Origin of the sequence: Lactobacillus iners DSM 13335 (genome assembly GCF_000160875.1) — a bacterium.
GTDB classification, from domain to species: Bacteria; Bacillota; Bacilli; order Lactobacillales; family Lactobacillaceae; genus Lactobacillus; species Lactobacillus iners.
Genome location: NZ_GG700805.1, coordinates 415147 through 427908 on the forward strand (window position 1 = coordinate 415147; position 12762 = coordinate 427908).

At 33.0% G+C, this 12762-nt stretch carries 18 protein-coding genes and 3 pseudogenes; 17 read left to right on the plus strand and 4 right to left on the minus strand.

The genetic code is table 11. The annotated features are described in order from the left end of the window. Nucleotides 1-37: 37 nt before the first annotated feature. The 7 genes and pseudogenes from HMPREF0520_RS06240 to HMPREF0520_RS04060 form a co-directional block, all read left to right on the plus strand. A pseudogene (locus tag HMPREF0520_RS06240) lies at nt 38-562 on the plus strand (terminase TerL endonuclease subunit); the annotation flags it as partial. Nucleotides 563-700: 138 nt separating this feature from the next. Next, nucleotides 701-1744, plus strand: coding sequence for a Fic family protein (locus tag HMPREF0520_RS04030; RefSeq protein ID WP_006729641.1), 1044 nt, complete (start codon nt 701-703; stop codon nt 1742-1744). Between the two features lie 223 nt (nt 1745-1967). Continuing rightward, the gene (locus HMPREF0520_RS06460; protein WP_237700140.1) at nt 1968-2273 is read left to right on the plus strand and encodes a phage portal protein; all 306 of its coding nucleotides are present in this window, start codon (nt 1968-1970) and stop codon (nt 2271-2273) included. Between the two features lie 441 nt (nt 2274-2714). Beyond that, nucleotides 2715-2939: a recombinase family protein gene (locus tag HMPREF0520_RS04040; protein ID WP_080542452.1), complete on the plus strand. Its 225-nt coding sequence runs from the start codon at nt 2715-2717 to the stop codon at nt 2937-2939. Between the two features lie 16 nt (nt 2940-2955). Beyond that, nucleotides 2956-3702, plus strand: coding sequence for a hypothetical protein (locus tag HMPREF0520_RS04045; RefSeq protein WP_006729645.1), 747 nt, complete (start codon nt 2956-2958; stop codon nt 3700-3702). Between the two features lie 474 nt (nt 3703-4176). Continuing rightward, nucleotides 4177-4665 carry a PDDEXK nuclease domain-containing protein gene (locus HMPREF0520_RS04055; protein ID WP_006729647.1) on the plus strand — a complete coding sequence of 163 codons (489 nt, stop codon included), beginning with the start codon at nt 4177-4179 and terminating at the stop codon, nt 4663-4665. Between the two features lie 350 nt (nt 4666-5015). After that, complete coding sequence (locus HMPREF0520_RS04060) at nt 5016-5957, plus strand: hypothetical protein (protein ID WP_006729648.1); 942 nt, start codon at nt 5016-5018, stop codon at nt 5955-5957. Between the two features lie 79 nt (nt 5958-6036). On the opposite strand, the gene HMPREF0520_RS06250 is transcribed toward HMPREF0520_RS04060, so the two are convergent. The 3 genes and pseudogenes from HMPREF0520_RS06250 to HMPREF0520_RS04070 all read right to left on the minus strand — a co-directional run bounded on the left by HMPREF0520_RS06250 (nt 6037) and on the right by HMPREF0520_RS04070 (nt 7812). Further along, nucleotides 6037-6267 carry a type II toxin-antitoxin system RelE/ParE family toxin gene (locus HMPREF0520_RS06250; protein WP_006729649.1) on the minus strand — a complete coding sequence of 77 codons (231 nt, stop codon included), beginning with the start codon at nt 6265-6267 and terminating at the stop codon, nt 6037-6039. A gap of 98 nt (nt 6268-6365) precedes the next feature. Next, nucleotides 6366-6578 carry a type II toxin-antitoxin system RelB/DinJ family antitoxin gene (locus HMPREF0520_RS04065; protein ID WP_010221718.1) on the minus strand — a complete coding sequence of 71 codons (213 nt, stop codon included), beginning with the start codon at nt 6576-6578 and terminating at the stop codon, nt 6366-6368. 346 nt (nt 6579-6924) lie between these two features. Then, nucleotides 6925-7812, minus strand: a pseudogene (locus HMPREF0520_RS04070) (helix-turn-helix domain-containing protein). Between the two features lie 77 nt (nt 7813-7889). On the opposite strand from HMPREF0520_RS04070, the gene HMPREF0520_RS06560 reads away from it, so the two are divergent. The 9 genes and pseudogenes from HMPREF0520_RS06560 (at nt 7890) to HMPREF0520_RS04100 (ending at nt 11233) form a co-directional block, all read left to right on the plus strand. After that, nucleotides 7890-7961: an SHP2/SHP3 family peptide pheromone gene (locus tag HMPREF0520_RS06560; protein WP_141557259.1), complete on the plus strand. Its 72-nt coding sequence runs from the start codon at nt 7890-7892 to the stop codon at nt 7959-7961. A gap of 193 nt (nt 7962-8154) precedes the next feature. Further along, the gene (locus HMPREF0520_RS04075; protein ID WP_006729653.1) at nt 8155-8562 is read left to right on the plus strand and encodes an NUDIX domain-containing protein; all 408 of its coding nucleotides are present in this window, start codon (nt 8155-8157) and stop codon (nt 8560-8562) included. Continuing rightward, the gene (locus HMPREF0520_RS04080; protein WP_006729654.1) at nt 8555-8776 is read left to right on the plus strand and encodes a hypothetical protein; all 222 of its coding nucleotides are present in this window, start codon (nt 8555-8557) and stop codon (nt 8774-8776) included. The genes HMPREF0520_RS04075 and HMPREF0520_RS04080 overlap by 8 nt, the downstream gene beginning before the upstream one ends. A 146-nt stretch (nt 8777-8922) precedes the next feature. Beyond that, a complete protein-coding gene (locus tag HMPREF0520_RS04085; RefSeq protein ID WP_428829112.1) occupies nt 8923-9288 on the plus strand; it encodes an ORF6N domain-containing protein in 366 nt (121 codons plus the stop codon). After that, nucleotides 9270-9347: pseudogene (locus HMPREF0520_RS06350) on the plus strand (single-stranded DNA-binding protein); the annotation flags it as partial. The gene HMPREF0520_RS04085 and the pseudogene HMPREF0520_RS06350, both read left to right, overlap by 19 nt. Nucleotides 9348-9365: 18 nt before the next feature. Continuing rightward, on the plus strand, nt 9366-9851 hold the full coding sequence (locus tag HMPREF0520_RS04090; RefSeq protein ID WP_006729656.1) for an NUDIX hydrolase: 486 nt from the start codon (nt 9366-9368) through the stop codon (nt 9849-9851). Nucleotides 9852-10048: 197 nt separating this feature from the next. Further along, nucleotides 10049-10483 (plus strand): cytidine deaminase family protein, encoded by a 435-nt coding sequence (locus HMPREF0520_RS04095; protein WP_006729657.1) that lies wholly within the window; start codon nt 10049-10051, stop codon nt 10481-10483. Further along, the gene (locus tag HMPREF0520_RS06520) at nt 10461-10622 is read left to right on the plus strand and encodes a CD1845 family protein (RefSeq protein ID WP_228487829.1); all 162 of its coding nucleotides are present in this window, start codon (nt 10461-10463) and stop codon (nt 10620-10622) included. Before HMPREF0520_RS04095 ends, HMPREF0520_RS06520 begins: the two co-directional genes overlap by 23 nt. A 26-nt stretch (nt 10623-10648) precedes the next feature. Continuing rightward, the gene (locus HMPREF0520_RS04100; RefSeq protein WP_006729658.1) at nt 10649-11233 is read left to right on the plus strand and encodes a DUF7010 family protein; all 585 of its coding nucleotides are present in this window, start codon (nt 10649-10651) and stop codon (nt 11231-11233) included. A gap of 576 nt (nt 11234-11809) precedes the next feature. On the opposite strand, the gene HMPREF0520_RS04105 is transcribed toward HMPREF0520_RS04100, so the two are convergent. Then, on the minus strand, nt 11810-11944 hold the full coding sequence (locus HMPREF0520_RS04105) for a helix-turn-helix transcriptional regulator (RefSeq protein WP_228487860.1): 135 nt from the start codon (nt 11942-11944) through the stop codon (nt 11810-11812). A 265-nt stretch (nt 11945-12209) separates the two neighbouring features. Here HMPREF0520_RS04105 and HMPREF0520_RS04110 point away from each other — a divergent pair, with 265 nt between their 5' ends. Beyond that, nucleotides 12210-12644, plus strand: coding sequence for a hypothetical protein (locus HMPREF0520_RS04110; RefSeq protein ID WP_006729660.1), 435 nt, complete (start codon nt 12210-12212; stop codon nt 12642-12644). Nucleotides 12645-12762: the final 118 nt, after the last annotated feature.

Genomic DNA, 12762 nt, shown 5'->3' on the forward strand with positions numbered 1-12762 from the left:
GGGGGTGTGTCTTGATATTGTTTGACTTGTTTGGCTTTACTTTTGGATACCGTAAGAAACACTGGATTTAAGGGTTAGACGTGACCATGTTCCATATGATATTTGAGAAAGGCAAGGATATATTCAGACAACAGAAGGGAATGTTGTTCACTATGGATATATAGAAAGCTTTATCGAAAAGTTAGGAGAAAGATTTAACATTAGAGAAATTGCATTTGATAGATGGGGGGCTGTTCAAATGGTTCAAAACTTAGAAAATATGGGATTTACCGTTGTTCTATTTGGGCAAGGCTTTAAGGATATGTTACCACCAATGAAAGAACTCATGAAATTAACACTTGAACAAAAAATAGCTCATGGTGGAAATCCGGTTCTTAGATGGAATATGGATAACATATTTATTAAGACAGACTCTGCAGAAAATATCAAAGCCAATAAGGAAAAGTCCACAGAAAAGATTGATGGAGCTATCGCTACCATCATGGCACTTGATAGAGCAATAATATGTGGTAATGCCAATACTGAAAGTGTGTATGACAGTAGGGGTATTTTACTTGTGTAAAGATAAGAATTGCTTTTGTGCGTTGTTTTTTCTTTTATAACGTACAGAAGAAAGTGACAAGTATAAATAATCGCCTAAGCTCTTAAAAATCGCCTAAAAATATGCTACAATTAGGCGAAAGGGAAAGGAGGTAGGCGAATGAGGTTTTTTAATTATGAAAATCTAGCAAGAAGTAAGTGGGATAGTGAAATTATAAATCTTCTTTCACAAATTCATGAGCACAAAGGAAAACAAGAACTTTTTTTGACACGCAAACCTGCTGTTTTAGATAAATTAGTAGAGATTGCTAAAATTCAAAGCGTAGAGGATTCTAATAGAATAGAGGGAATTGTTACTACAGCAGTCAGAATAAAAGAGTTAATGAATCAAAAAACAACTCCTAGAAATAGGGATGAAGAAGAAATTATTGGATATAGAGATGTACTAAATATGATTCATGAAAGTTATGAATATATTCCAATCAACAGTAACTATATTTTACAACTTCATAGAGACCTATTTAAATATAGTGAAAAAGAAATTGGTGGTAGATATAAAAATACGCAGAATTCTATTGTGGAAAAAGATAAAGAGGGTAATGCTATCGAAAGGTTTAAGCCATTATCTCCATATGAAACACCAGGTGCAATTGAGCAAATTTGTAATGAATTGAATATAGCATTTGACAAAAAAGACGTAGATTCGTTGCTTTTAATTTCGATTTTTATTCATGATTTTCTGTGTATTCATCCTTTCAGTGATGGAAATGGGAGAATGAGTCGTTTATTAACAACTCTCTTGCTATATAGACAAGGATATGTAATTGGGAAATACATCAGCTTAGAAAGTAAGATCGAAAAAAATAAAGACAGTTATTATATAGCTCTAGAAAAAAGCGGGATAGGTTGGCATGAAAATAAAGAAAATCCTGTGCCATTTATAAAATATATTCTTAGAACCATATTAGCTGCTTATATTGATTTTGAAGAAAGGGTTGATTATGTAGACGAAAAAGTTCCTACAATCGATCTTGTGAAAAATGCCATTGATAGCAAGCTAGGTAAATTTACTAAAAGTGATATGATGGAATTAGTTCCGAGTGTAGGAAAAGCTACAATTGAAAATAAACTTAAGAAATTGACTGAGGAAGGGTATATTGAAAGATATGGTAAAGGAAGAGCGACCTTTTATGTAAAAAAGTAAGAAATCACTAAAAATAGAACAAACGGAAGTGCATATAGTTTTCTGATGGGTAGCTCATCTTCCGAAAGAAGAGTAAATGAACGCTCGGCTATGCAGATGACAGCAGTATATAGCTGTGTTCGAATACTCTCTGAAGAAGTGGCAAGCTTGCTACTTCATGTTTATGAAAGAACAGAGATTGGAACAGTTAAGACCATAGAACATCCCTTATACAAGGTGCTATATGATGAATCAAATCTTTAGAGAAACCATGATGACACATTTACTTCTTTGGTGTAATGCCTATGTTCAGATTATCAGAAATGGTAAGGGTGAAGTCCTAGGACTCTATCCACTTATGCCAGATAGGATGAAAGTAGATAGAGATGATAAGGGTCAAATCTACTATGAATACTTTGTCAGCGATTCCGATGAAGGAACAGAAAAACAAGGAAGAGTAAAGCTAAATGAGTTAGATGTTCTTCATATTCCTGGACTTGGATTTGATGGACTTGTTGGCTATTCACCTCAAGTTGCTGCTAGACACTGATTTGTTATATATGGATTAAATAATTTAACGATAACTTCTACATATCGTTAAAAGGTTTATAGATATGTTTCCATATACAGACAAGTCTACCTCACATACTTAGTGTTCAATCAATCCATACAGAGAGCGTGGTTCTGTTGACTAAAACACATAATGATAGTGTGAAAAAGTCTAAAAATAAGGTTCTTTTGAGATTTTAAAATTAAAAATTAGACTGCAAAATTTGTCTGAAAAAATGTATAAAGCCTTGGTATTTTTACAGTTGGATAGACAAAACTATTGAGATTGGGTCGATTATACAGAAGTGTTTACTTGTGATTTATGAAAAAGAGAGAGTAGAAATAGGCTAATAATCATTTAAGGATATATTGAATTATATTAGGCTATTTCAGAAAGTAGAGGTGTTTATGCCTGGCAGCTTGGGGTTTTATAGAAGAAATACTGAGTAATGAAAAGTACATAGGTATTTTGGTTGTTAATGCAGGTGGCAAAGAAGGTCAGATTTATAAATTGAACAATTTTCATCCGGCAATCATTTCAAAAGAAATGTTCGATGCTGTTCAGGAAGAAAAACATAAACGCAGCAATGTAGTCGTTGATGATAATGGAATACACAGAAATACTACTAAGTATAGTTCGAAGAATAAAAACCGTATTTTAACATAAAATAGGAGGTTTGAAGATGTCAAATTATGCATATAGAGATATAGAAAGAAAAATAGTACTATATTCAAGTCAAGCTATAAAAGAGGATAGAAATGAGACTTTTTATTGCCCCAATCCGAAATGCAAAGCTAAACTTTACATTTGTGCTATAGAAGGGAGTAAAAGTGCTTATTTTAGAGCAACAAAACCAATGTATAAACATATCTTGAATTGTCCATTTGGAACTAGTAGTTCGGAATTCGATAAAAATAAATTCGATGAGTCAGAATTTGTTTTTAATAATGCAATTGATGGTCTTCTAGTTGTAACAGGAAATCCTAAAAAAGAAAAGAAAATTGATGGACATAGCATTGGAGAGCCGAGAGCACATCCACTAAGGACAATAAAGCAAATTTATTCTATGTGTAAGAGTATGCCAGCAAATTTGAAATATGGTGATAAAGAAATAGGAGAAATGTTATTGGATGATAGAAGTGAATATAGATATCCGAGGGGCTGCTTTGGCAAGAAGATAATTGAGGCAGCTGTTAAAGGAAAGTTATATGATAACAAAAAGAAAGAAATATATTTAGTCGCTCCCATGTATAGCCAAAAATATTCTTTTATATTATCATTTTTTGATGAAATCACATATAAAACTATTCGTTCTGAGATATATAATAACAGAGATAAGATTATAGTTGTTGCTGGAGAATGGAAATCGTCAGGTATATATAATATCACACGTATATATGGAAGAAAGCAAGTTGCTATTGGAAAATAGCCTAATCGAGATAAATATGGAAATTCAAGAAAATGCTGAAAAATTAACTTATCAAGTCAGTTGGAAATAGCCTAAAAATCTCACGTTGAGATTGTCGTATTGATTTCTAGGGCAGATTAGGTGGGTGCAAATTTGCCTTTGTGAGCGAGGGTTATCTTTAAAAGGTTTAGCTTGTGGCGGCTTTAGGCTGGGTTCTCGCGTTTTTTGGGTTGCTGTTTGAGGAAACATGTCTACGCTCTGGGGTCGAGTGCACAGGATGTTAACGTTAAAAGGTGCACCCACCTTGGCTAAGGTCGGTTCATCAATATCTAAGTTTAATCGCATGATTGAAGAGTGTGAAAAAGGTAATCTTGATATTATTCTTACTAAAAGTGTGAGCTGTTTTGGTCGGGATACGATAGTTCGAAAAAGTAGTAATAAGACTTGATATAACTCAAGTTAAGAAGGGTAAAACAAGAGACGCATAATTCGTTTATGGACAGTTATGTTTTAGAATTTATCGATGCTCCCGAGCTTGGGAATGAAAGAGAATTTCAGAAGTCAATTCTAGAGAATTTGAAGAACTTTATTTTAGAGATTGGTAAAGATTTTTCTTTTATAGGTAATGAGTATAGGGTACAGGTTGGCAATCATGATTACTATATAGATTTGCTATTCTATCATAGGGGATTATCCTGTTTAGTTGCATTTGAATTAAAAATTGGAGAGTTTAAACCGGAATATATCGGAAAAATGAACCTCTATTTAGAAGCACTGGATAGAGAAGTAAAGAAACAAACTGAAAATCCAAGCGTAGGAGTAATCCTTTGTGCTTCAAAAGATGATGAGGTAGTAGAATTTGCATTAAGTAGAAGTCTTTCGCCTACAATGGTATCTGAGTATACATTAAAACTGATAGATAAGAATTTGTTGCAACGAAAATTAAAGGAATATATAGATATTGCAGGAGAAACAAACGAATAAAATTTAATAATTATAATGCGTAAAAGGTTATTAGAGTAAAATCTAACCGCCTTTTTGTATTCTGAAACTGTTTGTTTTCTGCTAGTGGATTTGAAGCATTTATGATTTGTTAATAAATGGCAAACCTTTTAACGATAGCTTGCTTCGATCGTTAAAAGGTGCACACAATACCCATCAGTTTAGCTTCACACACTTTTAGCCTACAATTCGGATAAAAGGTGTAACAATTATAAATTCTAATACGTTTTTATATTACTTTAAATTAAATAATAAATGGTCTTCATCTATAATAAATACAAAGAATAAATTCTAAAAATGGCACAGAATTCGGTGTATAAGGAGAATACTAAATGTTATCACTCAGAAAAAAATATAAAATATTAATTGACTACTCTGATTTTAATATTCATGACGCAAAAAGATACTTTAACGGAATGACAGAACTAGAATTTACTGGTAAGGAATTATATGAATCGGTTATTACCTGTGGTATGCCATATGTTCTTCCTACTGAAAAAATTCTTATATCAAGGATAGAAGAAATTATGTACAAATTTTATTTATTAAATACTGCTTTAGAAGTAGATTCTCATAGATATCTGATTTTTTCTAAAAAAATGCACTATTTAGATTCCACAGAATGTGCATATTTAAATTATTATATTGGAATGTTCATTACTAAGCTAGTAAGTAGTAAAATTTTTGGATTTGATTATTTGGTTCATTTGAATATCGTAAAAAGATATATGAGCGTAAAATTTAATTCCCCCAAACGACCGGATTTAATTGCTTTTAATAAATACGTAAATATTTATTCAATTTTTGAAGCAAAAGGTAGAACCAGATTAGACAATAGAACGCTGATAAAAGCAAAGAAGCAAGTGCAAGCTATAAAATATGTTAATGGGGCAAAACCATCAAATGGAATCGTAAGTGCAGTAGTACATGATAATAAGAGTATGGTTAAATGTTATTTGAGGGATCCTGAACCCAAAGGAAGTGAGACACTTAATATTCCAAAGTCTCTCCTTATTTGGCTATATTATGAACCAATATATTTACTGTTTAAAGAAGAAAAAAATATTGAGAAATGTGCTAATTGTATGAATGTTCCAATACGTATTAATGATAATGAGACACTGACAATAAGCATGAACACAAAATTATATCAGCTTTTGCGTGAATATGAAGAATCAAATATACGTAATTGTTATAAGCATATCGATGAGAATTTCGACGAAAAATTTCTTGAAGACTTCTCCAAAATTTCTGAACCACTAAAAATGGAATAATAAGTCAAAAAATTTGTAAAGTTAAGTTGGTGAATATTACGTGTTATAGACAAAAGGATAAACACTGTTAATATCTCAGTCAGCTAACTGATACATTAACGCTCACAACATCGTTAGAACATCGTGGCTTCCAGCCAACAAGCGTATATCTCATAGGCATAGTGCTGAGAGAGCGTATGGTTTTTCTAATGTGGTTGACTTGTTTTTCCGCCGTTTTAGGAACTTGCAAAGTAAAACGAATATACTTGTATAATTCGCTGAGATCAAGGGACGCTTGCGGAGAATAAATGACGCTATAGGTTGTGCTCATACGCCATATTCCTTAGCGAAGAATTGGTCTACTTCATCCGCACTGTATTGTTTTCCAGTCGAAAGTGAGTCGATGCCTTTTTGTAATTCTTTACCTAACTAATCTCTTGTTAAGTTGCCTAAACCAAGCGGTTTTTCTTGCTTATTAGTTGGCAATCGGAGTTCAAATGGCATGCCTTTTTGTAAAACAATCTGGCTGTAAAGCATTTGAATCGCAGAAGACGGTGTTATGCCAAGCTGGTTCAAAATGTTTTCAGCATTTTCTTTAAGGGTGGTGTCGATTCGCACATATATAACATTGGTATTTGCCATGATATTCACACTCCTTTTTGTCTGCATTTTACAATTGGCAGCAAGCAATGCAAGCAGATGAAAGCAATATATTTATTTCAGTGAGATAATCCATCTTAAACTTTTTAACGATAGAAAAAGCTATCGTTAAAAAGTGTAGCTATGCTTGGGGTTCTCTCGAGCCACGTCGAGAGTGTTGTGTTGATGTCAAAGGCTGATTAGGTGGGTGCAAATTTGCCCTTGTGTAGCAGGGGTTTGCGAGGGCTATCGTTAAAAGGGTTAGTGAGTGGTGGCTTTAGGCTGGGTTCTCGCGGTTTTATGAGGAAACATGTCGACGCTCTGGGGTCGAGTGCACGGGATGTTAACGTTAAAAGGTGCACACACTTTGCACCCAGGGTGGTAAATGATAATTTTCCTTAACATATTTTTTGTAGTGTTCGAGATATTGAGATTTTATTTGATGTTCTCCTAAAATATCAAATACATGGATAGCTTGTTCATTTTTTCAACACTATTGGTTGAATTCATCTTAAATTCAAAATATCCTGTTGCATATAGAAAAACAGTTTGTTCATAATAATTTAGTTCACTATCCAGTAATCTCTCTATCTTACTAATTAGATGAGTACAAGTAGAAAATTCTTTCTTATCTACGCTTAAAATCAAGCAATTTATTGCTAGCTGAGCAACTAATCTTTTATTAGTTTTGCTGAGCGATGAGTAGATATAATTGTTCAACATTTCCTTTGTTAATAGGTAGTAGGAATTGTAGTTAATAGTTCTTGCACAATTACCTAATATAATGATTTCGTAGTAACCCCATTTTTCAACCTTGAAGAGATAATCTGTTAGTTTAACTAATTCTTCTTCTGATGGAATAATCTTATTGTCTAGTGTATGCAGAATTGATTTTATCATTGTTTTTTCAAAAGGATTTAAATTATAATTTGAAGAATTTGAAAGCAATAATGCTATGTTATCAATATTTTGTGATAAATATTGTTTACGAATATATTGCATTAAGGTGGCAATGATTCAGTTTTAGTGAAGTTATTATTATGGATAATGAGAAATTCCTCTAATGAGATATGTAATTTATCTAAAATATTGATAAGTCGAATACAAGATATCTCTGACTCACCTCGCTCAAAACGAGAGATCTGTGATTTAGAGAGATGATCATCAGCTAAAGAATATAAACTAATCTGTTTACTTTTATGGACTTTTCAAGTGTTATACCAAATTTTGATTTCATTTTTCCCGCTTTACCAACAAAATTTTGTATTGCTTTTATTTATTACACAATAATTAAAAACAAAAAGGAGGTAAGAAATGAAGAAAATTTTAAAACTTGTGCCAATTTTGTTGTTGGTAATGGATATCATTATTATTGTCGGTGGATAAAATATTTAGGTGTACATTTGTTAAAGAATATTATAATTAATAGAATTTTAACTAGTTAATTTTTTTAGAATTATATAACTACTATATTTGAAATGTTGGATAAATTTACTTATCTTTTTCTAACATTATATACTATAAACAAAATGTAGTTTAATTTTTGTAAAAAATTCAAATTATTGAGAAGGAATGATTTATGCGAGCAAGTATGTTTGTTATTGATAAAACTGGAGATTATGTTGTTATAATTAAAAGATATAAAGACGGAAGAGAATATTATGTTGTTCCTGGCGGGAAGGTAGTAGTTGGAGAGAGTGTTCAACATGCTGCAATTAGAGAAATTTCTGAGGAATTAGATTTAAATATTAATGAATCAGAAATAATTGGGTCACTAAATGGTGATGATAATGTATTTTTCTTTGCAAAAACTGGTTATAAGCAAGGTGGGCTTAGTATTCATGGTGAAGAGAAGTCAAGAAGTAATCTAGATAATGTATATCAACCTATATGGATTAGAATTAGTGAAATTTCTAGATTGGAAATTTTTCCAAAGTTTGATAAGAATAGATTCTCAAAGATAGTTGGAGATAAGTGTAATGAATAGTGTGATCTTTTGCTTTGAAGGTGCTAACGATGCCGGGAAGAGTACACTATTAAAGAAATTATCAACTAATTCTTTGTGCCAAAATTTTGAATTAGGTACGACAGAAAAACTACAGGATTATGAGTGGTGGTTTCACAATAGTAGTCCATATGAGCTTATTGATGAAATAATAGGATTAGTAACTAATAGAGAAAGAAATTTGCAGTTTTTGTGAGAGTAAGGTTTGTTTGGTAGATAAAGGCTATATGACATTGTTTTCTAGATTAAAAGCGACCTTTCTTTTGAGAGGCATGTCCCGAACGAATTATCAAAATATATGGTTATGAAACTAAAAACTTTAATAGACAGGTAAAAAACAATATTGAAAAGTTTGAAGGCGAAGATTTTATGTTTCAACTGACCGAGAATGAGTTTGAAAACTTGAGGTGCAAAAATTTCACCTCAAGTTGGGGTGGCTCGAGGTACCTACCAAATGCCTTTACAGAACAAGGTATTTACATGATTATGACGGTATTAAGAGGTGAACTTGCGATTAGGCAAAGCAGAGTTTTAATTAGAACATTTAAGCAGATGAAAGACTTTATTATTGAGAATCAAGATTTTATCGGTTCAAAAGAATTAGTGCAAATTGCTATTCAAACCAACAAAAACAAAAATTATATAGAAAAAATAAAAGATAAAATCAGCACATTAGCAACAAAAGAAGATTTGAAAAAGGCGATTTGATTCATATCTTTGGCTATTTTAAGAAGCGTGACAAAGAGGTAAAGACTTACAAAAGATAAAAAATAAAGGAGTAAACTATGGAACATAATTGCGGATTTATTAACGATAAAAAAGCATTTAGATATAGAGCAGCAGCCATCATAGTCGAAGAAGGTTGTGTGCTATTTGCAGGAAATGATGAGGACGACTATTACTACTCAGTTGGCGGAGCGGTTCACATGGGCGAGACATCAGAAGAAGCCGTAAAGAGAGAAGTATTTGAAGAGACAGGTCTTAATTACGAGGTCGATCACCTTGCTGTCATACACGAGAACTTCTTCATCGGCAGCTCTGGCTTAAAAGGAGTAGACTTCCATGAGCTTACATTCTACTACATGATGAAGCCCATGGGCAAAAGAGATTTTACGAGCCAAAGCACTACAGAGTCAGGTGCTAAAGAGACAATGCATTGGTTACCTATAGATGAGCTTGATAAGTGCAAGGCTTACCCGACATTTATGAAAGAATATCTTAAATCGGAGCATAGAGGTGTAGAGCATATAGTTACAGATGAAAGAGATTAAGTAAGCCTACCATTATGGCAAGGGATCGTTACATAAACATATTTCATTAAAATTGACAAATAACCACCAATAGTATACTATAGCAACTAACAGTACCCGACACGCCTCTTAACAATGCGGACCAAGTCGGGTCTTTTGTTTATAAGAATCTTAATAACTATGCGATAAATTCAGGTATTTTAGGAGAAAAGGAATATATGGATATTTGGGATACAATGTATGAAAAGGCGAAGCCACAATTTCATCCGGAGGAAGTTTCTCCATTCGTTTACGCACATCATGTTGTATGTGCAATAGAAGCTGAAAACGGAGAAATTTTCACAGGTTTCTGCATTGAGAGCTGTAGTGGGGTTCTTAATTTGTGTGCAGAACGCGTGGCCGCTCTTAATATGTATGTGAATAGCGGACAGACGAAGGTGAAGCGTCTGATCGCATTCCGCGACAAGGCACCTTATGGTGCGGGAAGCGGTATGCCTTGTGGAGCGTGTAGAGAGTTCTTTTATCAATTGAATGAAGAAAATGAAAAAATGGAGATTATGGAGGAATTTGAACAGCGGAAGACTGTCACGTTGAAGGAGCTCATGCCAAATTGGTGGGGCAAAGATAGATATGCTGAAGCGAAAGCAAAATGACCGTCCTGCTTGTATAGACAGATCAAGTCTCCCACACTGCCATCCTGGTTTCCTATTTAGTCCCTATGGGCTTGCGATGATAGGAGCGACTGTGATAGCATTTATTGAATTGATAAATTATAAGATTAAGGCAGTGTAGGCAAATTTAAATTTCTGGAGGAGAAAATGGTGGATGAATTAAGAAAAGAAATTGCAATTCAGCAGAAAAAAGGGTTACCATTTATCATGGCATCGGTGATTATATGGCTTCTGATAGTACTTGTGTCAATTTTAGATATCAATATGAATATGAAAAATTTATTGGTATTTTGCTGTTCATGCCCATTATTACCGCTGGCTTGGCTCATTGGTAAACTTATAAAGATGGATATCTTTTCAAAACAAAATCCACTTGGACAATTAGGCTTCATTTTCACCTTAAATCAAATGATTTATTTATTAATCGTTATGTGGGTGTTTAGTGCGGTTCCGGAAAAGATGATTATGGTATACGCTATGGTGTTTGGAGCACATTTATTTCCCTATTCATGGTTGTATCAATCAAAGGGATATACAGTTGCAGCAATTTCCATTCCAATGATTTCCTTGATTTTAGGATGTGCATTAAACGGCACAACGGTTGCTGTTGCGGCATGTATTATTGAGATAGTATTTGCTTGTGTATTACATATGGAATTAAAGAAAATGGGAGATGACTACAACAAATCCCAGTTTGTAGAGCTTAGCAAGGATCAAGTTTCTATGAAATAGAAATCTAAATATAAATACGTTATGTGTAAATAATTAAGGCGGTAGTAATACCGTCTTTTTTGATGCCTAAAAAGGTTTCAGAATTCAAGGCTAAAGTTTCATTGTATTCAACACGTAATGAAACTATATACGAAAACTGCCAACGAGATTGATGAGCTTAAAGGTAAGAAACAGCAGCTTCTTATAGAAAAAGCAGGTCAAGAAGATGATAAAATACGAATCAGATAAATGGAAGATTTTCTTAAAAAGTGAGCGTCACGATATTAGTGAATATTACGAGAAGCTGGTAAGAAAGTACATCAAGAAAATAAAAGTTTACGAGGACAGATTCAGCATAACTTTTAAAGCAGAGATTAGTGTGAATATTGAAAGGGCATCGTAAAAGCCAAAAGAATGTGAGAATTTGAAATATTACAAAAGTAAGCCTAGGGGGGAATCCTCTCTAGGCTGTTTTTATGCTCAAAAATTAAGCTATCATGCCAATCTTAAACCTTTTAACGATAGCTTTTTCTTCGTTAAAAAGTGACCCCACTATCCATTCTGTACACTCAAAATTTAGACAGACTTCCCAATAGATTACTTATCAGTAAATTCAAATAAATCTTCCACTTTTACTTTGAAAATTTTTGCGATATCCATGACCAGTTTCAAAGACGGGTTATATCTACCATTTTCTAGATGAACAATAGTTTCTCTTCTGACATTAACCATTTCAGCCAGCTCTAACGTTGGTATAAATTCATTTTGTAAATCCAACTTCAAAATATGTCCGTTATGGAAATAATTCTAAATAGGGAGAGACGTAAGTTTATGGAAATAAAGCGTGATTACTATCTAGACAAATTAATAAAAAAATAGTATATTTATTAAAATTATTACAGTAATCAGAGCGAATGGGAGATCTTGTTTACTTAATAATCTGTTTTATGATCATTTGATGTAGAGTCGTGTTAACGAAAAGGAGGTTAGTAGTGTTATGAGGAATAAAACTATTTTTTGTAAAACTATTTTTCAAAGTTGTCTTGTTATGCTTCTGCTGTTAGGTTCTCTCTTTTCTCTTGCTGGGTGCACTGACGATGAGGAAAAAGCAAAGCTTGCGTCGTATCATTGGGAAACGGTAGCAGTGTCTCGTGAAGAGTTTCGTATACCAGAAAACTATATGAATAAGGATGAATTGTATCTCTTTGTTTCACGAGATATTCTTGATTCTCATCAAGATTTGTCTAAAGTCACTCTTGGAGATAAGCATATCAAATTAGTTAACTCATCGTTCAATTTACCTGGTCCAGGGCTTAAAGCTTTATTTTTAGTTGGAAAATTTGATTTAAAAGACAAGCCAGGCTCTGCTGTTCTAAAAGTACCAGGGTTTAAGAAAAAAGGTAATGTTGCTATAGGATATAAGAAGAAATAGTAGTATTTTGCACTTGATGTTTAGTGCGAATGTTGAAAGTGTATATATCAGTCGAAAAATCCCATTCGTGCAATTGTGTTACAATATGCGACACAATAATTTGTTATATGGGTATTGA